This is a genomic window from Leptospira brenneri (assembly GCF_002812125.1).
GTDB classification, from domain to species: Bacteria; Spirochaetota; Leptospiria; order Leptospirales; family Leptospiraceae; genus Leptospira_A; species Leptospira_A brenneri.
The window spans coordinates 25,020-47,559 of sequence record NZ_NPDQ01000008.1; the positions used below are offsets into that span (position 1 = coordinate 25,020).

A 22,540-nucleotide genomic window follows, 5' to 3' on the forward strand; every position below is an offset into this window, starting at 1 on the left:
GAAGATTTTCAATTATACATAGAAATTATAAAACGAGGCAAAGAATGTCCGCCGAAAAAAAAGAATACCTTCTCGTAGACGAGAATGGACAGGGAAAACCTGACAAACCATGGATTTTTAGGACCTATGCAGGGCATACCAATGCAAAAGCCTCCAATGAGTTGTACAGAAAGAACCTTTCCAAAGGCCAAACAGGGCTTTCCATTGCATTTGATCTCCCCACTCAGTGTGGTTATAGTTCTGACCACGAAGTCTCACGTCCAGAAATCGGGAAAGTGGGTGTTCCCATCAACTCGCTTGAAGACTTCCGCATTTTATTCGACCAAATCCCGATAGAAGAGATGAACACTTCCATGACCATCAATGGTACTTCCATGTGGTTACTTTCACTATATGTGGCACTGGCAGAGGAACGTGGTGTTCCACTAGAAAAACTCAATGGGACCACTCAAAATGACCTGATCAAAGAATATTTGGCACGGGGGACTTACATTTATCCACCAAAGGATTCCATGAAAATCATCGTGGATATGTATGAATATTGTTTGCATAAAATTCCGAAATGGAACCCATCTAACATTTGTTCTTACCACTTACAAGAAGCAGGTGCTACTCCTGTACAAGAACTTTCTTTCGCACTCGCAACAGCAATCGCCGTATTAGATGCCATTAAAGAAAGAAACTGTTTTACGGAAGAAGAATTTGAACAGTGTGTGGGCAGGATTTCTTTCTTTGTCAACGCAGGGATTCGTTTCGTGGAAGAGATGTGCAAGATGCGAGCCTTCACAGAAATGTGGCAAGAAATCACTACAGAACGTTACAAAGTTAAAACTGCAAAGTATCGAGTGTTCCGTTACGGAGTTCAAGTAAACTCACTTGGACTTACAGAAGAACAACCAGAGAACAACGCTTGGAGGATTCTTATTGAATCTCTTGGTGTGACTCTTTCACGTAATGCAAGATGTCGTGCCCTCCAACTCCCTGCTTGGAACGAAGCACTTTCTCTCCCAAGACCTTGGGACCAACAATGGTCACTCCGATTACAACAAGTCCTTGCTTATGAAACAGATTTACTCGAATACCCAGACATCTTCGAAGGATCTAAAGTCATTGAATCAAAAGTAAAAGCTCTCAAAGAAGAAGCTAAACTTGAAATTCAAAAGATCATCGATATGGGTGGAGCTCTCGTTGCCATTGAAAATGGTTATATGAAATCTCAACTTGTGAAATCACAAACAGAGAGACTTTCTAAAATCAATTCCAATGAACTTGTGATTGTTGGTAAAAACAAATGGACTGACGGGATCAAGTCGCCGCTTATGACTGACTCGGATGGCGGAATTTTTAAAGTAGATCCAAAATCCGCAGAACAAACATTAAATGTTCTCGGAGAAGCAAAAGCTCGTCGTAATGCAGAACTTGCCAAAAAATCATTAGATGAATTAAAACAAGCTGCCAAAGACGGCAAAAACTTAATGCCATTCTCCGTTGCTTGTGCGAAAGCTCTTGTAACCACAGGAGAATGGGCCGATGCTCTTCGCGAGGTGTATGGAGAATACAATCCACCAACCGGTGTTGACGGACAAAAACTCTTTTTATCAGACGATAAAGTTTCTACTGTTCGATCGAAAGTCGAAGCCTTTACAAAGACAAACGGTCATAGACCAAAAATCGTTGTGGGGAAACCGGGACTCGATGGCCATTCGAATGGGGCTGAGATGATTGCGGTTTCTGCAAAACACAGTGGTTTTGATGTGATTTATTCTGGGATCCGGCTTTCTCCAGAAGAAATCGTACAGTCTGCCGTTGAAGAAAATGCCAATGTGATTGGACTCTCAATACTATCTGGTTCCCATAAGGAAATCGTAAAACAGTTGTTTGATGAGCTTACTCACTACAAGGCTAAAATTCCAGTTGTGATTGGCGGGATCATTCCTGAATCCGATTTTGAGGAACTAAAAGCAATGGGAATTCGAGAAATCTTCACACCCAAAGATTATGATTTGATGTCGATTATGGAAAAAATCATCGATATCGTCTCTAAAGAACCGGCTCTCGTTTCATAACGAAGTTACTTCTACCATTGTGGATCATCTTTGGTTCACAATGGTTACTATTCTCATACAACAATTTTCTCTCTAATGGCATCCACCTTTGATTGATACGAAAGAATCCTTATCCCAATTAGTTTCTGAAGCCCTACTCGGTGAAAAATACCCGATTGCAAAAATTATTTCTAGGATTGAAACCGAAAAAAACTTAGAATTCCGAGAGGCTTTATTTCAAGAACTTTCACTTCAAAAACCAAATACAAAAGAGGGACTAACTATCGGCATTACAGGAACTCCTGGTGCCGGCAAATCCTCGTTACTTGGAGAACTTTGTCGTCTTTTTTTAGAGTTTGCACCAGATAAAAAAATGGCCATCGTGGCGATCGACCCATCTTCCAATGTGAGTGGAGGTTCTATTTTAGGTGATAGGACTCGAGTCCAACTTCCAAGACGAGATATAAGACTTTATTTTCGCTCCCAACCCTCTCAATTAGAACTGGGAGGTCTCAATCCTTATACCTATCATGTGATCCGTTTCTTGAGACAAGTGTTTGACTATGTGTTTATAGAAACTGTAGGAATCGGTCAAAACGAAATTTCTGTTTCTCTCATTTCCGATTTATCCTTTCTAGTAATGCAACCTTTGGGTGGTGACCAAGTACAATTTATGAAGTCTGGGATTATGGAAGTTCCAGAAGCATTCATCATTAATAAATGTGATGAGGAGTCATTGGCAAATTCCAGTTATTATATGTTGGAATCCACCTTAGAATTCATTAAAGACATTCTTCCCGATCAGTCTCTTCCACCTATCTTTAAAACATCGGTAACGAAAAGAAAAGGAATCGAAGAACTATTACAATACATCTTACAATACCAAAGACGAAAAGATAAAAACACTGAAACTCTCACCCAACTCTCCCAGTGGATTCGTAATGAATATGGGAGATGGGGAATTGCCATTTGGGAAGAACTGGAATCATCAAAGTGGAACAGAGCAGTGAAACAAAATCCACTTGGTGGCATTCAAAAACTAAAATACGAAGAAGAAGAACGAAAAGTTGTTTCGTTAATCCAAACAAAAATTAAATAAAGACTCTAAAATAAAGTCTGATGAACCGAAAAATGATAAGACGGTTTTTCTAGTTACCATCTAAAATCCCTTTTTCCCAACCAAAGATGCGAACTTATTCCAATACTCTTAAAAAAACGTCAGGGATAGGACATGGTTTTCTTTCCGCGTAATCAAAAAACACAATCGCAGTTTTAGCCCTCGCGATTTCTTTTCCGCCATTTTTATGAGTGATGACATAAACCATTTCTAAAGATTTTTTGGACACATTGTCCACATAAAGCTGCATCATCAAATCATCAGGGAAAAAAGCCTCCGACTTATATACGATGGCCACATCGGAAACTACAATCCCCTTCCCTTCTACATTGATTTCTGTCCACCCGTGCGAATGAAAGAATCTGGCCCGACATTCATGAGTTAAAGTGAGAATGGCATCATGTGCTAAATGCCCTGCAAAATTAATATCTGAGATACGAACACTAAGTTCCATAGAATAAATTTGTTTTTCAGGAATGTCGATGGAGATCCTGGCCATCAGTCCACCAACCATTTATATCTTTCATCAACTGATTTTATTTCTTCTTTAAGACGTTCCGCATTCCAACCAAGTAATTTCGCAATTTTTTTATCCAAACGAGTTCGTTCCAATGGATCAAGAATCCCCACCGTACCAACACCTGATCTTCTAAAATAAAAATCTGCCAAACGAATGATATCTTCATGAGTTACCATATATTCAACTTCTTCTTCATAATAGATTTCTCCATTAGGAATCCGGTAAAAATCTTTTCCTTCTAAAGGAAGAATTTTCCAAACGACACTTCCATAACGTTTTGCTAGTGTTTCTAGTTTTCCACCGGAAACCTTCGGGAATCTAAGTTGAAGTTCATTCACAAGTTCCTTTAGACTTTGGTATCTTCCACCAAGTAGTGGCGTAAATTTCGTCGCAGGTGGAGTTTCTTGACCTTTAGAATACAAATCGATCGCATTCACTAGATTTTCCGCAACGGCCCGACTAGTGGTGTATTTCCCACCTAACGCAGAAAAGAAACCAGGAAACCCTTCTTTTTCATAATGGAAAATTTCAGACTTTCTAGAGGCAGTATAAGTGCCTTCCTTACTACCGATATCCTCAACTAATGGCCGAAGCCCCCCGTAATAATAATCCACATCTTTTAAAGTTAATTTAGCGAAACCGAAACTATAATTCACTTCATCTAATAGATCCACAATCTCAGATTGTTTGACTTTAAAAGCATCCGGGTCATCTTCATAGGCAGTGTCAGTCGTCCCAACAATGGTTTTCCCACGCCAAGGGATAACGAAGAGATGAGAACCATCCTTTTTCGAAAGTAAAACACATTCGTTTCCACAGATATTGCGAACTACCGCGTGAATCCCTTTGGAACGCACGAGTTTTTTCTCAGCCGTAACTCCAGTCATAGACTCAATAACATCGGCCCAAGGGCCGGCTGAGTTCACAATTACCTTTGCAGAAACCAATACTTTTTTTCCAGTAAGCGTATCTGTAAGACCGACCGTATAACCACCGCTATTTTGTTTTTTTAGAGTTGTGACTCCAAGGTAATTAAAGGCATGAGCTCCTTTTTCTTTTGCAGATAAAATAAATTCTGTAGTATGTTTTTCAGGATTGGGATTTGCATAATCATAATATTGAAAACTCCCCTTTAGCGATTTTCGATTAAGTCCAAGAACCTTGTAAATGGTTTCTCCCATTGAATTCCAACGATATCTAGGTAATTGTACATCAGGATCTATCTCTTTATTTCGATCGAAGGAAAGTGCATTGTACAATTCCATCCCAAAAAAAAGTTGAATGCGTTGAAACCAGGAACGGATAGGAATGATAAATCCCATTGGCCTGACTGCATGAGGAGAGATTTTTGCCAAATACCTCCTTTCTGAAAGTGATTCACGAACCAAAGCAAATTCAAAATTCTTTAAATACCGAAGACCACCATGAATTAGTTTTGAAGTGGCTTGGCTTGTACCAGAGGCATAATCATTTTTTTCTACAAGTAAACAATTGTAACCACGAAGAGTTGCATCCCAAAGCACATTGGCACCGGTGATCCCACCACCAATGATGACGATATCATACTCGGCTTTTAAATGATTTAATCTCGAACTTTCATTTTTTGTAATCTGTTTCATTATATTAACATTTAATTGGTAATGCTTTCGGTAAAACTTTGAAATGAGCAGGAAGTTGGCCCATATTTTCACCGTCTACATCAATAAACACATTCTCTTCTGACTCTGCGGTGAGTTCCGTAATTTGTTTGGAAATTACTTTTGAATCATCAGACAATTTACCTCGGTATAAATATCCGAACTTTCGTAAAGTTTCCATTACTGTAACATCTTGAATGGCAAGGAAATCCATTTTTCCATCATCTAACTTTGCTTTGGGAGCAAACCACATTCCTCCACCCGCATATTCGCCATTGGCACAGACGATTAATCTACATTTATTAGTGATTTTTTCGAATTTAGATAGGGTAAGAGTGATCTTTTTGTTGGTGTAAGTGAATAACCCAAGCACAGTATATAACAAAAAAACTCCCTTCCCACCAATGATCGAGGCAAGTTTTGATCGATTGACATTATAAACGACCTCTCCTCCCATTCCAAAATCCGCTAAGTTCAAACAGAGATAATTACCTTTGGTTTGATCCGCTTTTGTATAAGTGATGGCGATTAGATCAATGGATCTTTCTGTTCCGCTAAGAACTTGTTCTAATGCTTTGATCGGGTTCTTGGGGACTTTTACGGTTTTAATAAAATCATTTCCTCTCCCCGCAGGAATCGGACTGAATACAACATTTTTGTTAATTAACTTTCCATTTTCAAAAAGACCATTGATAACATTGGAGAAGGTTCCATCTCCACCAATTCCTAAAATCCAATGGAACCCTTGTTTTACGGCATCTCTTGCAATATCACGAGCGGCCCGTTCCTTAGTTGTGGCTTCAAATTCATAAGGAATCCCTTTCTTTTGCAACTCTGGCTCAACTCGTCGCCAGACTTTTGCGGAGAGACCTCCACCTGATACTGGATTTAAAATTACTTTTATCTTTCTCATTAAGTCTCTCCTTTGTTTCCACCAGAAAATAAACCATAGAATAGGACATGTTCGATCGTTTCTAAATAAGCCTTTTCACTTTTGATTTCATTTTGGAAGTGCCCTTCCAGAATCACTTCCACAGCACCACGAATCATACCCCAAGCGACTGCAACATTAGGATAAGTTCCTCTAGCGTTGATTAGGTTTTCCTGTTTTGCTTGTTTATAAATCTTTTCTAAAAGTGTTAACCTATTTGTTCTTTCATCAGTTAATAGTTTTCGCATATCTTCAGAAACATTATTGATGTTTAGGTTAACCCCACACTGCCTTGCAACAACATACATATGGCGGTCACCCAAACAATGATCAATATAAGCTCTAATTGCTTTTCTAGACATTTCAATGGCAGTTTGTTCATCTAACGATTTTTCTAAACGTCCTCGAAGACGAAGATAATCTTCGTATTGAATACGAGCCATCAAATCGTCTTTACTTTTGAAGTGTAAATAAATCGTTCCTCGACCAATCTCCAATTGTTTGGCAATGTCATCCATCTTTACCAGTGACGGATGTTTGGTTCTAAAAAGTTCAATGGCACAATTGAGAATATCAGCTTCTCTTTGTGCAAATTCACGTTTTTTCCTTTCAGAAACACCCATTACTTAAGTCCTAACAATCCACCTGGATTCATAATTCCTTTCGGATCAAAAGTTTTTTTGAGAGAAGACAAAATACGAAGGCCTTCTTTTCCAACCTCACCTTCCATCCATGGAGACAACATCCTTCCAATTCCATGATGATGAGACAAAGAACCGCCATGTTTGTGAATGCTATCAATAATTCCTTTGTGAAACTTTACAAAGTCTGTAATTTCATTTTTCCCATTGATTGGGCTTAAAAAAATAAAATACAAATTGGCGCCGTTTTCATAAGCATGGGAGATATGAACCATACAAGAAGTATTGTCATGGCTTTTGATATATGCTCTAGTTTTTTCCCACAACTCATGTAAATTTGACCAGCTAACAGCCGTCTCCAAGGTATCAATTCTGATTCCTTCATCCATTAGATAATCACGAAGATACGCACTAGAATATCTTTGGTGCAACCACTTGTTGACAGGAGACTCTCCTGTAGAAAATCCACCATTCCGTTTTGCAATTTTTTTAATCTTTTTTAGAACTTCTTTTGCATAAGTTGGATCACCATCTACAATGATGTGCATTAGAGATCTTTCCATTGGTTTATAACCAATGAACCTTAAAAATAAATCTTCTTTCCCACCATGAAGTCCACTCATATGAAATGCGATATCTGTTTCTTCTGGATCTTGGATTCGAAAGAAATGTGGTTTACCAAAACCGGATTGCATCACTTCTCTCATTGTCTCTACTGCCTTTTCAAAACTTTTAAACACATAGGAACCTTTGGCAGAATTTTCAGGATGATACTTACGAATCTTCAAGGTGGCTTTGGTAATAACACCAAAACTTCCCTCTGTTCCTAAAAACAATCGGAAAAGGTCAGGACCTATGGAAGCGGCAGGATAAGCCTTTGATTCAAATTTACCTGATGGAGTAATTGCTGTTAAACCAAGGAGAATGTCTTCTATTTTCCCATATCCAGTCGAAGCTTGGCCTGCACCTTTAGCAGCAATCCAACCACCAACAGTTGAAAATTCAAAGGATTGTGGAAAATGGCCACAAGTATAACCACGTTCATTTAAATGTTTTTCTAAAACAGGGCCATAAACCCCAGCTTCCACAGTGACAGTCGAATCAATAGCATTAAACTCTAAAATTCGATTGAGCCGAGATAAATCTAAAGAGATTCCACCTTTAGGAGCTTGTAAGGCTTTGGTAACAGTGGAACCAGCACCGTAAGGAATCACGGGAATTTTTGATGTATTGGCAAGTGCTATGACCGCAACCACTTCTTGTTCTGACTTTGGTGATACAACAACATCCACCACGTCTGTGACTTCGCCAAATCTTGCTTTGTATATCTCTGTATAAAATTTACCAATGGAATGTTTGGCACGCGAAGCATCGTCTAACGAGACATTATCTTTTCCAACAATTTGTTTTAGTTTGGTAATAGTGGCAGTAGAAATTTTTGATTTTTTTAAAGGATTAAGAGGTAACTCGCCTTTCGGAAAAGATGTTTTAAACTCTTGGTCCACCGGGAACTGTTCTTCTAAAAATTTTAAAGTATGTTCCGGTAGTTTTTCTTCTACATCGGGGGATCCCCATTTATAAATTGTACGAGTTTGCATAGTGGTAACCAAAAGTCCTTATTTGTTCCAAAATTTGAACCAAGTTCAATATTTGACAACCAAAATAACTAGAAGTTACAAATTTTCTTCAACCACGGAACTCTTTAATGTACTCTGCTCTGACTTGGTCTATAAATTCATTTGTTAGTCTAGTCTCGAATAATGTAGATAAGGTTTCTACAAGTACATCATCCAAATCAAACCCTGTTAAAATCCATTCGATAAGTTCAAAAGTAATGTCAACGGCAGGGTTTTGGTTTAAATCCGATTTACCTTTTGCAATTGCTAACAAGAGATTGGTGATACCTGCCAAATCTCCTTTGGCAATCAAGGAACGAATTTCTGTAGGGAAAGACACCATTAACTTTTGTTTTATGGCATTAGGAGTGAAGACAATCTGATCCTCAGATAAATCAAGTGCCTTTAATAGATGGTCTTTTAAATTTTTTTCAGAATGATGGCTTTCTTGCCAAACAAGAAGAATCTTCTCACCGACAAGAGAGTCTTCAAATGGTAAAAAAGGATGAGGTTTTTTATCCATAAAATGCCCAGGGGGACTTCCTCCTGGGTTCACAAACTTTATTATTTTTTAGGAGGCACAACAGCGTCTTTACAAGTTTTAGAAAGTGTGAATTTAACAACAGTTTTAGCAGGGATTACAATCGCTTCACCAGTTGCTGGGTTTCTTCCTTTACGTTTTGGACGATTGCGTTTAACTAGTTTTCCTAAACCTGGAATTACGAATGCTCCGTTTTTCTTAGTTTCTTTGTAAGCGAGTTCCACAAAGGAGTCCAAGAACGCTGCTACGTTCTTTTTGGTCATACCAGTTGTTTCAGCGAGTTCGCTGAGCATTTCGGACTTCTTCATTGGGGTAGGAGTTGTTGCCATACTTTGATTTTCCTCTAAACCATTTAACGGTTACACATTATTTATAAAACTACATGATTTGGTACAAGACTAAATTGATTTTGGATACAATTTTTCTGCAAATTTCCTAAGAAAAACGAAGTTTTTTCAAAAAAACCTTTATTTCCCTAAGGAAAATGGGAATTTCTTCCAAAACTCATGACTTCAACCAAGTATAAAAAGGTCGTAGTGGTATTCAAACGTACCAAATATGAATTGGATTTGGAAACTTATGGCTCCATTCAAGCATACAAAGAAGTCGCGCGCCAGAATCCAGAAGTCTTCGAAAGAACTTTTGAATCACACCAAAGGCAATTACAATCTCGAGAATTTCTAAAATCCCAAGTATTTCCCAAGGCCGACTTTGTATTCCGTGAGAACTTTGATCCAGAGGATGGGAACAAATACGATTTGATCATTGCCCATGGCGGAGATAACCATTTCACTTATGTGGCTCATTTGGCAGGAAATACTCACTTAATCGGATGCAATTCTGATCCTGATTCCTCAGTAGGAGCTCTCCTCGGTTTTACTGCTGAAGAATTGAAAACTGCAGTAGCAAACAACTTCAAACACACCCGCCTAGAAGCATGGTCGCTTCTTGATACCGAAATTCAATATCCAAATGGAACCAAACTCAAAACAGTTCCGGCAATTTGTGAACTCTCTGTCCGAAACAATAGCCCTGATCTCACCTCTCGGTTTTGGATTTCTTACCAAGATAAAAAAGAAGAACAAAAATGTTCTGGCCTTCTTGTTTATACGGGAGCTGGATCTACCGGTTGGATCACATCCTGTTTCCCCAAAAAATTCCCATCTTTTTCCAAACATGAGCCATTTTTCCATGTTTATTCTCGAGAAATTCGAGTGAAGTCCCGAGAAACAGAGTTTTCCTTGGCAGATTTTAGGGCTTTAGATCAAGTGGAAGTTATTTCTGAGATGAACGGTGGGTTAGCGGTTGATTCCCTCACAGAGAGGCATTATCCATTTCCACCTTACGCAAAGGCGACAATTCGGTTATCGCCCGAGAAATTATTTGTAATTGTTCCGCTAAAGAGAGGGGAATCCATGCAAGACTTACCATACGAAATAGAACAAAAACGCATTAATGGAACTGTCATCGTCCAAATCAAAGGTCGTATGGAATCAGGTCCACTCGACCGAATCACTCAAACGATTTTGGATGAAATGGTGGGAGCTGATAGAAAACATCTTATTTTGGATTTTTCAGAACTTAGATATATTTCTAGTTTAGGAATTCGAATGATCCTGGATGTAAAAATGAACTTACAGAAAAGAAATAAAGAAATGGCTTTAGTTGGAGTGACAAGTTCCATCCTTCAAGTTTTCCATCTACTCGGTCTTTCCAACGCCTTCCAATTTTATAACGATCGTGAAGAAGCTTTAAAGTCTTTTGAGGAGCCATCTAAGTCCTAGATGTCTCCAAAAATCTCGGTTTGGATTTCCAATTCGGTTTTTATTTCATTTATTGTTATTTCTCTACTCTATTCTCTTGTTCATTTTGAAAATAGTTACTTAAAATCAGAAACCCTGACTCTATCAACGGAGAAAAACAGGAGTTTTGCGATCGTACAGGAACTTTCACGGGTAAAAAACCAATTTCCTATTGCTTACCAATGCCACTATAGTTTTGGACTCAGCAATGGTTCCCTTTATGAGATCACAGAACGGATTCCCTACTCTATATACAAAAGACTGCGGTTAGGTGATACTATCGAGGTATATAAAAAAGAGATTAGGATTTTTGGAAGGCAAACAGCGATTTCGCAAATTAGGGGGAATGAAGAACCTCTCCCCCTTTTGGAAAACTTAGAAAGATACTTTTTATACGGATTTATCTATTTACTCGCATTAGTCGGTATTACTTCAATTTTTAGGGTTTTGGGATTACTATCTCGAACTTATCCTTCGCAGCAAAAACCAGTTGTGACTGACGAGATTGTTGCAAATAAAGTTCAGGATTAACATCAAAACTCACAAAACACATATATTTATCATGTTTTACGATGTACATATATTCTAAATAGTTTAAATGGGTGTTTTGTGTCATAAACCCACGGAGCCATTTACTTTCTCTATATACTCTCTCATATTGAATATTAGTAGCATCGATTTTCTTAATTGCTTCTGCTGATTCTTTTGAATAATCGCGGCTCATAATCTCTTTTTTGAGCGTCTTAATCAAGTTATATTCCAATTTCGCTTTATTAGGTGGTAAATTTTCAGGGCGGGTTTTATAATAGTATTCGAATAACTCTTTGTCTTGTCCCTCTTTTGCATCATGATTCTCTTGGCTTGAATCAGCGGAAGTGACTTGTGGTTTGGTGTCCTGTGCAGAAATAGAGGCTACTGCTACAAATAACACAAAAGTAATTGGTAGGGATTTTTTTAAGAGTTCCATAGTCTTCATTATCGGAATCCTGACAGAAATTTCAAAATAAAATTTTCTGTTTTCAAAAAGAGAAACAAGGTTCAAAACAGGTTTATCATGTCGATTCCCCCACTCATTACTTTCCAGGAGGACTTTCTTTCCGGAAAATTGATTTCCAAAGAATATGTCCACTTTTCGGAAATCGACTGCCCGGAATTGGACGTCTGGATAGGAAGGATCGTTCGGAGTATCTCCTTAGAATTTCTACATGAAATTCTCTTCACAATCCTGAGTGAACTACTAGTAAACGGATGTAAGGCTAACGGGAAACGTGTATTTTTTCAGAAACAAGGGCTTAATCTTTGGGACGAAAAAGATTATTCCAGAGGTATTCCGCTCTATAAAGACGAATTTGGGCACAACCGCAAACGTGTGTTTTTGGAACTCGATGAATCCCCTTACAAAATAATTTTAAGTACTATTTTTAAAGAAGATTATATAGAATTCAGAGTTACCAATAATGCAAAAATACTTCCCGAAGAAAAGAACAGAATCCTAAAACGAGTACAGGCATCCGCAAAATACAAAAACATTAACGATGCCTATCGCGAGTCTATTGATAATGAAGAAAGCTCAGGACTTGGAATCGTACTCATTCATATCTTACTTAGAAATTCTGGAATTTCTAACCAGTTCTTTCAACTGATAACAACAGAAGAAAATACGGAAGTTATCATTCGGATTCCAAAACAACTTATCCCCAAAGAGAATCAAGTTAGTATCAAAAATCTTTTGGTTCGTGAAGTGAATAGTCTTCCTCCTCTGCCCCCGCAAATTCAAAAACTAATCATTACTGCAAATAAGAAGGATGTGGATTGGCATGAAATCTCGGCCCAAGTGGAAAAAGATCCTGCCATTACTGCTGAAATTCTAAAAATTGTAAATTCACCGCTATTTGGTGCTCATACACCAATCATTTCCGTTTTAGAAGGTGTAAAAAGGATCGGACTGAAAAACCTAGAATCGATTTTTTTAACCTTAGGCGCGAAAAAGATACTTAACTCTCGTTATGCGAAGCAAGTTTTAGTTTGGACTCATTCGTTTAAAACTTCGATGTATGCAAGATTTTTAATAGAAGATAGTAAAAAACATTTAAAACTATTAGAGCCTGCAATCATTTGTGGATTACTTCATGATTTAGGTCGAATGGTTCTTTTATCCTTGGACTTAAGCCAAATCAACCAAATCCGAGTTCTGAGAAGCGATGACAGTAACGAAATTTCTGAATGGGTAGAAGAATACACTTTGGGAACAACACATTCTGAGATTGGGTATTTGATGTCAGAAAAATGGAAGTTCCCTGAAGAAATTTTGGATGTAATTCGTTACCATCACAAACCTTGGCAATGTAAAACAAGAAACAATATTTTATGCCAAATCATATATTTAGCAGACATTTTGGCCAATATCGGCCGTGGGAAGGGAAATTATTTCACTGTCGAACCTGAAGTCTTAGAATATTTTGAAATTAAATCAGAAAAAGAATTTCGCGATATGCAAGATAGGTTTAAACTCCAATTTGAGGAACATAGAGAAGAATACCAAAATCTCTTAGCTTAGATATGAACTGGAAAGACTTACTCAACTTAGAAGATGGACAATTAGAAGATCCAAAACTTGCGGATGAATTCAATTTAGTAGGTCATCCTGAATTCCCAAGTATCTCCTCATTACCGCCAGAAGAAACTCTAGAAATTCTAAAAGAATTTTTAATGGCTGAAAACCAAACGGTAAATATTAAAAATCTTCTAAGTTATGCTCCGATTCTAGAAATTACACTCATTAAAAAAAACTTACCGACTATCTACGGATAGTCGATTCACTCCACATCTTGAACATCACTAATGCCTATTTGATGTTCTTTTCCAACGTCATTACTAAATTCAATTTTCTTAGCCACTGATTTTTCCATACTACTGATGAGTAGTTCGTTGGTGCGAGCAAGTCTATCTGCCATAATAGAAACCATCTTTGCAGCAAACTTTGGATTCTTTACTAAAAAATTCTCCAACTGTTGTTTGCTTTCAATCACTGCTACTTCACAATTTGTAATCGTTCTAGCTGTTGCACTTCGAGGATTGGAACTAAACAGCGCCATTTCTCCAAAAAAGTCACCAGGTTTCATCAGAGCTAATCTAGTTTGGCTATTATTCACTGTAAAAAAAATCTCAACGTTTCCTTGGAGAATAATGTACATCGCGTTATTCAGTTCTCCTTCTTTGAAGATCCTCTGATTCGGCGGAATGTTGAGTTTGCTCATTGATTCATAGCTCCTGTATCTATTTTTGGCTATTTTGCCTAAAATCTGAATTCATTTTCCTTTCCCCCAGGAAATCTGAAAAGAAAATGCCTTATAGGAGAAAAGAAATATGGAATGGGAATTACTAGGGATCATACTAGCAGGACTTGGGTCTTTGTATCTTTGGGCATTCAAACTCCCCTATTCTATCCCGCACCCACAAACAAGTAGCCATGGAAGGGAAACTCGATTTGATGTACTTCGTGGTTTTGCAATGATCGGGATCGTTATGATCCACATCCACTCCTACTTTCAGTTTTTCCATCCCGCAGATACTTCTGTGATTCGAACCACCTTGTTTTTCTCTAACTTATCGAGATTTTCTGTTCCTTTGTTTATTCTAACTTCTGCTATTTTCCTTAGAAAAAAAGAAGGTTATTGGGTTTCAAAAATTAAAAACCTACTGATCCCTTACACATTAGCCTCGATTATTGGATATTTTATCAAGTACAATGACTACACTGTATTAGAGTTCTTACAATTCTACATTCTAGGCAAAGTATTTGCCCCCTTTTACTTTGTTCCACTACTCATGCAGTTTTATATTTTTTTCTATATTTTTGAAAAATTTCTTTTAAATCATCAATATACAAAAGTTTTACTTTTAGTTACCTTCTTAGTCAATCTGGCATCGAACTTAGGAATCTTTGATTCGATACTCCCTAAGGATTATCATTCTATTTCTATCTTTAATTATATCTTTTTCTTTCAATTAGGAATTCAAATTGGTCTTTCCAAAGATGAGAAACACCGACCAACTGAGAACGTATCTTTCCTTTTCGGAACTTTCTTTTTTGTATTTCTCTTTTTTTTAATTTGTTTCAGCGGTGTTTATGGAATAGACTTTAAAAATCACCACCTCATTTATCCCAGTTTTGTGTTTTTAGCTATTTGGGAAATATTACCAAAATTCAATCAAAAGTTAGCGACTATTGTTTCCTTTATCGGAAACAATAGTTTATTCATATTCCTTCTCCACCCTTTCGTAATCCATACAATGCACAGTTTCGACCCGTATTCATTTGGTGGTCCCTTTTTAGGTTATATAGTAACCTTAATTTTGAATGTAGGAATTCCAACTGGGATTGCAGTTATAGTCCAAAAGGGTAAGTCTTTATATCAATCACGCCACTTTGTCGAACCCCGGTAAGAGCTTTTGCGTATTCCGCTAATACACCAAGCACGTAACTGAGTCTAGCACGAATGTATTCATCATCTTTACTCTCTGGTGTTTCCGCATTTAAAACAGATTCCACATGTCTGACAATTACGTGATCTGGGATATATACAATCCTAGTATTTTTGTAACTAGACATACGAAGTTCTGCATTTGGATAACTTCCGCCCATCCCACTTGATACCGTAATGATGAGTCCTGGTTTGTGAGAGATATCACCGCCCGTTAAATAAAGAAAAAAATTCTTTAAAGCAGGACTTGCCATTCCTGCATATTCAGGTGATAGAAAAATATAAGCATCAGCACTTGCAAATCCTGCACTGTATTCCAACCAGAATTTTTTAATTTCGGAATCCTTTTCCCACATAGCAGGTTCCCAAAGAGGCAGAGGATTCCCCCCTAAATCATAAAGTAAAACTTCAATACCTTTTGTTTCCAATATTTTTGCTAGAAATTTTGCTACCTTAAGCGACTGAGAATTTTTTCTGTGACTGCCTGCAACTAAACAAATTTTCATCTAGATCCTCCACCTTGGTTCTTATTACCTTTATGGTGTGTTTTCTTTTTATTTTTCCATTTTCGATTATTGTGACCACTCGGCTTAGTATCATGGTCATCTTTTTTCTTCTGCTGTTGGTGATGATGGTGGTGTTTTTTATCTGCGAAGGCTTTTTCTTTTTTCAGTTCTCGTTCTTTGGCAAACCTTAGTTTTTCATCACCATACAATTGAATGTATCCAAACAAAAACATCGCCAGGATTCCGTGAATCCGCTCCCATTGTTTTTTGTCCAACTCCCCAAACACTGAGTGTTCCGCAAATGGCCCTGAGTGCAATTTGAATGCAGTTAAAGAAGTTTTTAATCTAAGAAGAGCGGACTCAGTATCTCCTAAATCTTTAGAAGGGAATCCAGGGATTTGACTAGCTTTTGTATAAGCCCCTTTAGAAATAAGTTTTGCAAACTTATACTTGCCCAATAATTTATTGACTGTACTTATTTTATTCGCTACTCCGATTCGCTGTATTGATAATTCGATAGATTCCGCTAAAAAATCATAAACTTGAGTTAAAGTAACATCTGCTTTCTGTTTCTTTTCGCAAGCGACAATAATCGATAACTCTCTCTCGATATCGTCTATCGTTTTAAGTTTTAAAGTTAACTTCATTTTTCCTCTATTCGTTGATTCCGTATTTCTTTTTGAGTAAACCCAATTCTTTCAAAAAGTTATCTCTGACCTTTCCGCTCAGTTTACCTACATTTATACTAATACGGCTGACTCCAGATCCAACTCGGGGTGAAACGATTTCACCCCCCCTATTTTCTTTCCGTTTCAATAATTCTTCAAGGTTCTTCACTGAGAGAGGTTTCCCGCTGATCATCAGCTCCATCACTGACTTTTGGTCCAACCTAGCAATACTGCTAAGTTGTTTTACATACCTTCCGCTGTAACCTAACAATTCCGAAACTTCTTCTGCTGTTTTTCTCTTTTCTTTACGGAGAAACTGTATTGCCTTACCAACTTCCCAGGGATTTAAGTTTTTCCTTTTTTCATTTTCCGCGAGTGACATCTCATAACAAACATCTTCGTTTGCATCCGTTATGATTGCAGGAATTTCTTTCCATCCCAACTTGATTGCCGCTCGGTAACGACGTTCCCCAGCAACAATTAAATACTTACCTTTATCTTTTCTAACAAGAATTGGCTCAATCAACCCCAGCCTCTCCATAGAAGGCAAAAGGTCTGTTGTATCTTCACGACCAATTAAACGAGGTTGAGTTGGATTTGGATAAATCTGGTTAAGCTCCAAATGGGAAGGGTTCTTCTTTTTTTCAGAGTATGCAGAGATTAAATCTAAAGCTTGAAATTCAGTTTTTTTGGACATCGATTTTGTTTTTAACCTCTGTAGCAAGATCTCTAAAATTTTTCATAGTAGCTAAATCAATTTTTGCCAAAAACGACATCTTGGCCTGTGCCTGCGGAATGGCTTCTCGTCTTTGGATGACTGTTTCAAAAACCGGGAAATATTTTTTTACACCTTCCGCCAACCCAGCGAGAGCCTTCTGACCTTCATATTGGTTGAGTACGGCCCCTAATAATTTTAACCTTTGATTCGCTTTTTTCTGAATCTTTTGAAAGGTCTCATACAAATCTCTAATCCCTTGTAAACTAAAAGCGCGTGTTTGGATAGGAACCAAGATATAGTCAGCACAGATGAGTGCATTCTCTAGTATTAGACCAAGAGAAGGTGGACAATCTATAATTATAAAATCATATCTGGATCTAAGAGGAAGAATGGCTTCATTCAATAACTCAAAATCATCTCTCTCGTATGGTGTTGTTAAATTTGCAAGTTCCAATGTAGAAGGAAGTAAATCAAAATTTTCGCCGATGTTTCTAATCGCGGGAGAAATGTCTTTGGGTTTCTTGCCTCGATAACCTAAATAGTCCATAATGGAAGGAACATTCTCCTTTAAAAAAAGTTGAGTTGCGTTTGCTTGAGGATCCCAATCGATCAATAACACCTTATGACTTTCAGAAAGAGCTTCTGCGAGATAAAGGCTAATCGTGGTTTTCCCCTCCCCTCCTTTTTGATTTGATACTGCAATCACGTGACTATCTAATCCATCTGTTTCAGTGGGCTCAAAATATTTCACCAAAACCGACTGTTTAAATTCACCTGTTTTCCATCCCGGTATCTTCAGACTAGCCGCTTTAGTCGAAAAGTCCGTTGTCTTCAAACCAACGAATTTAGCTGCTTCTTCTTCCGTTAGCGTAGTTTCCGTTTTGCCCATAACCTTCCCAAAGAGTGCGTGAATCCACCCTGACTGTCAATTTAATTATGTCTCCTAGAGGTGAAATCATTTCACCCCTAGGTAATTTAAACCCAATAAAAGTATCCAAAGAGACGTTGAGTTAACTATCCCTTATTTAAATTTAGGAATTTACAACATACAGGTAAAGTAAAACCTACGCTGGTGCCCAAAATAACAAAGATTCCTCTTTTATTTTTAGTTCTGAGTCTTAACACAATCTCCGCGGAAGTAATCTGGGGTCCAACGATAGAACGTTCAGGAGGTGAATATATTTTTGAAACCGGCAACAAATATCCGAACCTATCCGGCATCAGAGGTGGTTCCAGGATTTCGTTTCCGAGAACTTTCTCATTATTCGGAATCCAAGGAATTTTAACGAAGGATCGACTGGAAATTAGTGGAGCACTAAAAACTACTGGGTGGTATCAAAAATCAGGAGAAGCTCGTGACGAAGATTTTTTTCTAGGCCCCGTCTCTACTGAAAATACTACAAATATAGCAACACGCGAATGGAGTTACAGAGACTCAGCAACTATCTATTCGGGTAGTCGTAACTTTGCTGATGGCAAAGGGAAATCAACAGTCTTTGAAAATCGAGCAGAACTTTTTGGTAGGTATTATTTCCAAACAGGTAATCCTAATTATTGGGTTGATGGCTCAGGTTTCTTTCTTTCTATGGGTGCCCGTTATTCCTATTTTAAATATGTCTTTTACGATGTGAATCAGTTCATCGAAGGTAATCCTGTGTTTTATGGTCCTATTGGAATGGGTTTAACTTTTTCAAACGATTTATGGGAATTCTTTACCGGTGGTGGGTATCGTTATTCAGCAGGTGATTTCTATCTAGATTTGAGTTTTATGCCATCTTTCGGAAGAATTAAAACAAGAGACTTCCATGTACAAAGATCGATTAATTTTTTTTCCGAAAACTATGGACTGGGTTGGGCATCAAAAGCTGAAGTTGGGTATAAAATGGGGCCCAGTTGGCTTAGTTATTTACGAATCAATCACAGACGTTTTTTTTCCGAAGGAAGATTCACATCCCAAGGTGGGTTAACTCGCGATGACTTAACTTCTAATTTAGTTAGTGGCTTCAAATCTCATATCAACATCAAAGATTTTTCCATCGAAATTGGGGTACTAAACAAACTAGATTGGTCCGGAACTGAGTCGGAAAATTTAGAAAAAGTTGCCCCTAAAACCGAGGAATAAAACTATCTAATATGTAATGGTAGATTTAAATATCGAAAGACGAATTACAAAAGGGCGAAACATTTCTCTTGTGGTTTATCAAAATGGTAAAGTGGTTTTAAAACATCCTGCCAAAGTTCCAAAAAAACAATTAGAAGAATTTATATCAGAGAAAAAAGACTGGATCCTTTCCAAACTCAAAGAACTACCCAAGGATATTCCTGAAAAACTAAGGTTCCAAGAAGGAGAAAAAGTCCATATCTTCGGGAACCCAATCTCCATTCATCTTAGTGAAAATAAAAACCGAGCTCCAATCAGTGAAACACTTCAAATTCCATATGGGAAAAATAATGAATCGAGAGCCCGGAAAGCAAAAGAGATTCTAAAAAAAATACTTTTAGAAAAAATAAACCCTTTAGTGGAATCTACTGCCACTAGTTTAAATACAAAGGTTAGTAAGATATCGATCAAAACCATGCGGTCTCTCTGGGGAAGTTGCAATTCAAAAAATCAAATCTCATTAAACTTAAGTTTAGTTCATTGCCCAGACACAATCATTGAATACATTGTATTACATGAGATAGCACATACCATAGAACACAACCATTCAGATAAATTTTGGAAAATTGTAGAGTCACAAAATCCAAACTACAAAGAAGCTGAAAAATGGTTAAAAGAAGTTGGGAAAAAATATATCTATTACCTAAATTAAATGAAAGAAAAAACCAAAGTATTATTTATCTGCCTAGGAAATATTTGTCGTTCTCCAGCTGCCCAAGGTGCATTGGAAAATCTGGTGAAACAAAAGAATTTAAATCATTCATTCGAAATTGATTCTTGTGGGACTTCCGGGTATCACGATGGAGATTTACCAGACCCAAGGACTAGGAAAGCGGCAGAAAAAAGAGGGATCCATCTAACTCATAGATCTAGAAAACTAACCATCAAAGATTTGAAGTATTTTGATTATTTATTGGTAATGGATGAAAACAATTTCAGAGATGTAATTAGTCTAACTAATGATGCCAAGGTTAAAGAAAAAATATATCTTTTTGGCCAGTTCAGGAGCGATCAAGGAGACCCCATTGTTCCAGATCCTTATTACAAAAATGAAACCGCTTTTGAAAAGGTTCAGGATCTTGTAGAGGATTGTTCTCTTGGTTTTCTAAATTTTTTAGGAGTATAAGACAAATGTCGCAAACAAAGAAAAAAGTATTAATTATAGGTGCAGGTTTTGGTGGTTTACAAGTTGTTAAAACACTAGCTAATCACAAAGCCTTTGACATTACTGTCGTTGATAAAAAAAACCATCACCTCTTTCAGCCACTCCTGTACCAAGTGGCAACTGCAGTGTTATCGCCTGCTGATATAGCAATTCCTTCAAGATCTATTACTACTAAATACAAAAATGTAAAAATCCTTCTTGGGGATGTAACCGAAATTGATTTCAAAAACCGCCAAATCAAATTCCAAGATAACACAGAAACTTATGACTACCTAATCATTGCTACTGGTGCCAAAACGAGTTACTTTGGGAACCAAAGTTGGAAAGAAAAAACTCTCGGTCTAAAAAACTTAAAAGATGCCTTAGCAATCAGAAGGAGGATCCTGCTTTCCTTCGAACAGGCAGAACTAATCGGTAATTACGAAAAAGCAAAAAGTTTTATGCATTATGTAATTATTGGAGGTGGACCTACGGGAGTAGAACTCGCAGGTTCCATTGCAGAACTATCACACAATATCATTAGAAAAGATTTTCGCAATATTGATTCCGGTATGACGAAGGTTACTCTCATCGAAGCAGGACCTAGGTTACTGACTGCCTTTAGCGAAAAATCAAGTTCCTTTACCAAAGAAAAACTAGAAAGTAGGGGAGTCGAAGTTTTAACAAACTCACCAGTTTTAGATATTACGGATACTGGTGTTGTATTAAAAGATAGAACCATAGAATCTAAAACAGTGATTTGGGCAGCAGGAGTTGAAGGATCAGACTTGGCCAAAAAATTACCACTTAACAAAGACAAGGCGAACAGAATCATTGTGGATGAGAATTGCAGAACAATAGAATTCCCTGAAGTATTTGTAATTGGAGATGCAGCAAACTATAGCCAAGGCCTCACAAGACCATTGCCAGGAGTCTCACCAGTGGCAATGCAACAGGGAAGATATGTTGCCAAAATCATAGATTCACTCGAGAAAAAAAAGCCGTTATCTCCATTTCAGTACTTTGATAAAGGGAATATGGCAACCATTGGAAGAACTGATGCAGTTGCTGAGTTTGGAAAAATTCGTTTAAAAGGAATCTTAGGTTGGCTCGGTTGGCTTTTTGTTCACCTTGTTTATCAAGTAGGGTTTAAAAATAAAGTCAGTACCTTACTCAGTTGGGTATGGAGTTATTTAACTTTCCGAGCCGGGTCACGACTTATCCAAGAAGAAATGGATGAACTCTCAATTCGATCTTAGGTAGTAACGATTTTTCTTCGATTCCGAGATACATTTTTTATAGGCAAGCTCAGTATTACCAATCCAAACGGTTGTATTGAGTTCAGTACCACCACTCGTAGTATGCCTTTCCAAAATCGGCAACATATAAAGATAACTTCTGTTTCTTGTATCGTCACAATCCTCTCGGAATTGATCCTCGCGAGATAGTTGAGAACATTGAAAGGTAAATAAAAATAAAATAAGAATCAAACGTATCATTTAGATTGTTCAAAGAGAGTTTTTAAGTTTAGTAATTCTAAATGATCTTCTTTGGAAAGCAAATTCTGATTAGAATTCAGAAACTGTATATCTTCCTCCGCTTTTTTCAGCTGCGTTTGTTTGTATTCAGGTTTATGGCTTACTTTGAGAGTGATCTCACCTTTGTATCCAGTTTCACCATTTGCTTCAAGGATGATAGACTTGGCTCGCTTTAAATACATAGGAAGAAGGTTCTGAATCAAAACACCTTGAGAATATTCGTTAATCCCGAAGGTTAATAAACTGATTTTTTTTCTATGGATCTCTGTCAATTCTGCTTTTTTTCCGCAATCTTCCAAACTGTTACATAAAGTCTTTGGTTTTGACTCTGATAAAAGTGTGTTTCCATAAAGAACGAAGAAAACAATAGGAAGAAAATGTTTCATGGAGAAATTGAATAAAAAATACAAAAAACAATCAAGTCTAAATCCAAAAGATAAATGTTTACAACGAAGAGGAATCGAAAACGCT

At 37.4% G+C, this 22,540-nt stretch carries 25 protein-coding genes; 10 read left to right on the forward strand and 15 right to left on the reverse strand.

Annotated elements, in window-relative coordinates:
- Positions 1-44 precede the first annotated feature (44 nt).
- Together CH361_RS16065 and CH361_RS16070 are read left to right on the forward strand one after the other, a co-directional pair.
- Positions 45-2,066, forward strand: a complete 2,022-nt coding sequence (locus CH361_RS16065; RefSeq protein ID WP_100791842.1) for a protein meaA — start codon at positions 45-47, stop codon at positions 2,064-2,066.
- Positions 2,067-2,154: 88 nt separating this feature from the next.
- Positions 2,155-3,144 (forward strand): P-loop NTPase family protein, encoded by a 990-nt coding sequence (locus CH361_RS16070; RefSeq protein WP_100791843.1) that lies wholly within the window; start codon positions 2,155-2,157, stop codon positions 3,142-3,144.
- Between the two features lie 94 nt (positions 3,145-3,238).
- On the opposite strand, the gene CH361_RS16075 is transcribed toward CH361_RS16070, so the two are convergent.
- The 7 genes from CH361_RS16075 to CH361_RS16105 all read right to left on the reverse strand — a co-directional run bounded on the left by CH361_RS16075 (position 3,239) and on the right by CH361_RS16105 (position 9,377).
- Complete coding sequence (locus CH361_RS16075) at positions 3,239-3,661, reverse strand: acyl-CoA thioesterase (RefSeq protein WP_100791992.1); 423 nt, start codon at positions 3,659-3,661, stop codon at positions 3,239-3,241.
- On the reverse strand, positions 3,661-5,301 hold the full coding sequence (locus CH361_RS16080) for a glycerol-3-phosphate dehydrogenase/oxidase (protein WP_100791844.1): 1,641 nt from the start codon (positions 5,299-5,301) through the stop codon (positions 3,661-3,663). The genes CH361_RS16075 and CH361_RS16080 overlap by 1 nt, the downstream gene beginning before the upstream one ends.
- Positions 5,302-5,305: 4 nt before the next feature.
- Positions 5,306-6,232, reverse strand: a complete 927-nt coding sequence (locus CH361_RS16085) for a diacylglycerol/lipid kinase family protein (protein ID WP_100791845.1) — start codon at positions 6,230-6,232, stop codon at positions 5,306-5,308.
- Complete coding sequence (locus tag CH361_RS16090; RefSeq protein WP_100791846.1) at positions 6,232-6,873, reverse strand: TetR/AcrR family transcriptional regulator; 642 nt, start codon at positions 6,871-6,873, stop codon at positions 6,232-6,234. The genes CH361_RS16085 and CH361_RS16090 overlap by 1 nt, the downstream gene beginning before the upstream one ends.
- Positions 6,873-8,489: an FAD-binding oxidoreductase gene (locus CH361_RS16095; RefSeq protein ID WP_100791847.1), complete on the reverse strand. Its 1,617-nt coding sequence runs from the start codon at positions 8,487-8,489 to the stop codon at positions 6,873-6,875. The genes CH361_RS16090 and CH361_RS16095 overlap by 1 nt, the downstream gene beginning before the upstream one ends.
- 88 nt (positions 8,490-8,577) lie before the next feature.
- A complete protein-coding gene (locus CH361_RS16100; RefSeq protein ID WP_100791848.1) occupies positions 8,578-9,030 on the reverse strand; it encodes a VanZ family protein in 453 nt (150 codons plus the stop codon).
- Positions 9,031-9,071: 41 nt separating this feature from the next.
- On the reverse strand, positions 9,072-9,377 hold the full coding sequence (locus CH361_RS16105) for an HU family DNA-binding protein (protein ID WP_004788037.1): 306 nt from the start codon (positions 9,375-9,377) through the stop codon (positions 9,072-9,074).
- A 177-nt stretch (positions 9,378-9,554) separates the two neighbouring features.
- Between CH361_RS16105 and CH361_RS16110 the strand changes: the two genes are divergently transcribed.
- Positions 9,555-10,832: an STAS domain-containing protein gene (locus tag CH361_RS16110; RefSeq protein ID WP_100791849.1), complete on the forward strand. Its 1,278-nt coding sequence runs from the start codon at positions 9,555-9,557 to the stop codon at positions 10,830-10,832.
- A gap of 457 nt (positions 10,833-11,289) precedes the next feature.
- On the opposite strand, the gene CH361_RS16120 is transcribed toward CH361_RS16110, so the two are convergent.
- On the reverse strand, positions 11,290-11,817 hold the full coding sequence (locus tag CH361_RS16120; RefSeq protein WP_244279928.1) for a hypothetical protein: 528 nt from the start codon (positions 11,815-11,817) through the stop codon (positions 11,290-11,292).
- Between the two features lie 87 nt (positions 11,818-11,904).
- Between CH361_RS16120 and CH361_RS16125 the strand changes: the two genes are divergently transcribed.
- Together CH361_RS16125 and CH361_RS16130 are read left to right on the forward strand one after the other, a co-directional pair.
- A complete protein-coding gene (locus tag CH361_RS16125) occupies positions 11,905-13,407 on the forward strand; it encodes an HDOD domain-containing protein (protein ID WP_100791851.1) in 1,503 nt (500 codons plus the stop codon).
- Between the two features lie 2 nt (positions 13,408-13,409).
- Positions 13,410-13,661, forward strand: a complete 252-nt coding sequence (locus tag CH361_RS16130; protein WP_100791852.1) for a hypothetical protein — start codon at positions 13,410-13,412, stop codon at positions 13,659-13,661.
- A 5-nt stretch (positions 13,662-13,666) separates the two neighbouring features.
- Here the strand turns inward: CH361_RS16130 and CH361_RS16135 are convergent, their stop codons facing one another.
- On the reverse strand, positions 13,667-14,107 hold the full coding sequence (locus CH361_RS16135; protein WP_004787909.1) for a Crp/Fnr family transcriptional regulator: 441 nt from the start codon (positions 14,105-14,107) through the stop codon (positions 13,667-13,669).
- Between the two features lie 109 nt (positions 14,108-14,216).
- Here CH361_RS16135 and CH361_RS16140 point away from each other — a divergent pair, with 109 nt between their 5' ends.
- Complete coding sequence (locus tag CH361_RS16140; RefSeq protein ID WP_100791853.1) at positions 14,217-15,296, forward strand: acyltransferase family protein; 1,080 nt, start codon at positions 14,217-14,219, stop codon at positions 15,294-15,296.
- On the opposite strand, the gene CH361_RS16145 is transcribed toward CH361_RS16140, so the two are convergent.
- From CH361_RS16145 to CH361_RS16160, 4 genes are read right to left on the reverse strand one after another with little or no spacing between them, the layout of a single operon-like run.
- Positions 15,238-15,840, reverse strand: coding sequence for an NADPH-dependent FMN reductase (locus tag CH361_RS16145; RefSeq protein ID WP_100791854.1), 603 nt, complete (start codon positions 15,838-15,840; stop codon positions 15,238-15,240). The genes CH361_RS16140 and CH361_RS16145 overlap by 59 nt on opposite strands.
- Positions 15,837-16,487 carry a DUF1569 domain-containing protein gene (locus CH361_RS16150; RefSeq protein ID WP_100791855.1) on the reverse strand — a complete coding sequence of 217 codons (651 nt, stop codon included), beginning with the start codon at positions 16,485-16,487 and terminating at the stop codon, positions 15,837-15,839. The genes CH361_RS16145 and CH361_RS16150 overlap by 4 nt, the downstream gene beginning before the upstream one ends.
- 7 nt (positions 16,488-16,494) lie before the next feature.
- Entirely contained in the window at positions 16,495-17,205 is a 711-nt protein-coding gene (locus tag CH361_RS16155; protein WP_100791856.1) for a ParB/RepB/Spo0J family partition protein, read from the reverse strand.
- The gene (locus CH361_RS16160) at positions 17,189-18,115 is read right to left on the reverse strand and encodes a ParA family protein (protein ID WP_100791857.1); all 927 of its coding nucleotides are present in this window, start codon (positions 18,113-18,115) and stop codon (positions 17,189-17,191) included. Before CH361_RS16160 ends, CH361_RS16155 begins: the two co-directional genes overlap by 17 nt.
- 180 nt (positions 18,116-18,295) lie before the next feature.
- Between CH361_RS16160 and CH361_RS16165 the strand changes: the two genes are divergently transcribed.
- Genes CH361_RS16165 through CH361_RS16180 form a run of 4 tightly spaced genes read left to right on the forward strand, consistent with a single transcriptional unit; the run spans position 18,296 to position 21,790 of the window.
- A complete protein-coding gene (locus CH361_RS16165) occupies positions 18,296-19,348 on the forward strand; it encodes a putative porin (RefSeq protein WP_208861461.1) in 1,053 nt (350 codons plus the stop codon).
- 16 nt (positions 19,349-19,364) lie between these two features.
- Positions 19,365-20,039, forward strand: coding sequence for a M48 family metallopeptidase (locus CH361_RS16170; RefSeq protein ID WP_100791859.1), 675 nt, complete (start codon positions 19,365-19,367; stop codon positions 20,037-20,039).
- Positions 20,040-20,513 (forward strand): low molecular weight protein-tyrosine-phosphatase, encoded by a 474-nt coding sequence (locus CH361_RS16175; protein WP_100791860.1) that lies wholly within the window; start codon positions 20,040-20,042, stop codon positions 20,511-20,513. It abuts the gene before it with no gap.
- A 5-nt stretch (positions 20,514-20,518) separates the two neighbouring features.
- Positions 20,519-21,790 carry an NAD(P)/FAD-dependent oxidoreductase gene (locus CH361_RS16180; protein ID WP_100791861.1) on the forward strand — a complete coding sequence of 424 codons (1,272 nt, stop codon included), beginning with the start codon at positions 20,519-20,521 and terminating at the stop codon, positions 21,788-21,790.
- Here CH361_RS16180 and CH361_RS16185 read toward each other — a convergent pair.
- Both CH361_RS16185 and CH361_RS16190 read right to left on the reverse strand, forming a co-directional pair.
- Complete coding sequence (locus CH361_RS16185; RefSeq protein ID WP_100791862.1) at positions 21,776-22,030, reverse strand: hypothetical protein; 255 nt, start codon at positions 22,028-22,030, stop codon at positions 21,776-21,778. The two genes, CH361_RS16180 and CH361_RS16185, sit on opposite strands and share 15 nt — an antisense overlap.
- A complete protein-coding gene (locus CH361_RS16190; RefSeq protein WP_100791863.1) occupies positions 22,027-22,455 on the reverse strand; it encodes a hypothetical protein in 429 nt (142 codons plus the stop codon). Before CH361_RS16190 ends, CH361_RS16185 begins: the two co-directional genes overlap by 4 nt.
- Positions 22,456-22,540 lie beyond the last annotated feature (85 nt).

Excerpts from the sequence above, each read along its gene's own strand:
- CH361_RS16155 (WP_100791856.1), bottom strand. The coding sequence starts at position 17,205 with ATGTCCAAAAAAACTGAATTTCAAGCTTTAGATTTAATCTCTGCATAC.
- CH361_RS16080 (WP_100791844.1), bottom strand. The coding sequence starts at position 5,301 with ATGAAACAGATTACAAAAAATGAAAGTTCGAGATTAAATCATTTAAAA.
- CH361_RS16190 (WP_100791863.1), bottom strand. The coding sequence starts at position 22,455 with ATGAAACATTTTCTTCCTATTGTTTTCTTCGTTCTTTATGGAAACACA.
- CH361_RS16085 (WP_100791845.1), bottom strand. The coding sequence starts at position 6,232 with ATGAGAAAGATAAAAGTAATTTTAAATCCAGTATCAGGTGGAGGTCTC.
- CH361_RS16170 (WP_100791859.1), top strand. The coding sequence starts at position 19,365 with ATGGTAGATTTAAATATCGAAAGACGAATTACAAAAGGGCGAAACATT.
- CH361_RS16105 (WP_004788037.1), bottom strand. The coding sequence starts at position 9,377 with ATGGCAACAACTCCTACCCCAATGAAGAAGTCCGAAATGCTCAGCGAA.
- CH361_RS16175 (WP_100791860.1), top strand. The coding sequence starts at position 20,040 with ATGAAAGAAAAAACCAAAGTATTATTTATCTGCCTAGGAAATATTTGT.
- CH361_RS16145 (WP_100791854.1), bottom strand. The coding sequence starts at position 15,840 with ATGAAAATTTGTTTAGTTGCAGGCAGTCACAGAAAAAATTCTCAGTCG.
- CH361_RS16185 (WP_100791862.1), bottom strand. The coding sequence starts at position 22,030 with ATGATACGTTTGATTCTTATTTTATTTTTATTTACCTTTCAATGTTCT.
- CH361_RS16130 (WP_100791852.1), top strand. The coding sequence starts at position 13,410 with ATGAACTGGAAAGACTTACTCAACTTAGAAGATGGACAATTAGAAGAT.
- CH361_RS16075 (WP_100791992.1), bottom strand. The coding sequence starts at position 3,661 with ATGGCCAGGATCTCCATCGACATTCCTGAAAAACAAATTTATTCTATG.
- CH361_RS16100 (WP_100791848.1), bottom strand. The coding sequence starts at position 9,030 with ATGGATAAAAAACCTCATCCTTTTTTACCATTTGAAGACTCTCTTGTC.
- CH361_RS16120 (WP_244279928.1), bottom strand. The coding sequence starts at position 11,817 with ATGGAACTCTTAAAAAAATCCCTACCAATTACTTTTGTGTTATTTGTA.
- CH361_RS16065 (WP_100791842.1), top strand. The coding sequence starts at position 45 with ATGTCCGCCGAAAAAAAAGAATACCTTCTCGTAGACGAGAATGGACAG.
- CH361_RS16150 (WP_100791855.1), bottom strand. The coding sequence starts at position 16,487 with ATGAAGTTAACTTTAAAACTTAAAACGATAGACGATATCGAGAGAGAG.
- CH361_RS16090 (WP_100791846.1), bottom strand. The coding sequence starts at position 6,873 with ATGGGTGTTTCTGAAAGGAAAAAACGTGAATTTGCACAAAGAGAAGCT.
- CH361_RS16110 (WP_100791849.1), top strand. The coding sequence starts at position 9,555 with ATGACTTCAACCAAGTATAAAAAGGTCGTAGTGGTATTCAAACGTACC.
- CH361_RS16135 (WP_004787909.1), bottom strand. The coding sequence starts at position 14,107 with ATGAGCAAACTCAACATTCCGCCGAATCAGAGGATCTTCAAAGAAGGA.
- CH361_RS16180 (WP_100791861.1), top strand. The coding sequence starts at position 20,519 with ATGTCGCAAACAAAGAAAAAAGTATTAATTATAGGTGCAGGTTTTGGT.
- CH361_RS16140 (WP_100791853.1), top strand. The coding sequence starts at position 14,217 with ATGGAATGGGAATTACTAGGGATCATACTAGCAGGACTTGGGTCTTTG.
- CH361_RS16125 (WP_100791851.1), top strand. The coding sequence starts at position 11,905 with ATGTCGATTCCCCCACTCATTACTTTCCAGGAGGACTTTCTTTCCGGA.
- CH361_RS16160 (WP_100791857.1), bottom strand. The coding sequence starts at position 18,115 with ATGGGCAAAACGGAAACTACGCTAACGGAAGAAGAAGCAGCTAAATTC.
- CH361_RS16095 (WP_100791847.1), bottom strand. The coding sequence starts at position 8,489 with ATGCAAACTCGTACAATTTATAAATGGGGATCCCCCGATGTAGAAGAA.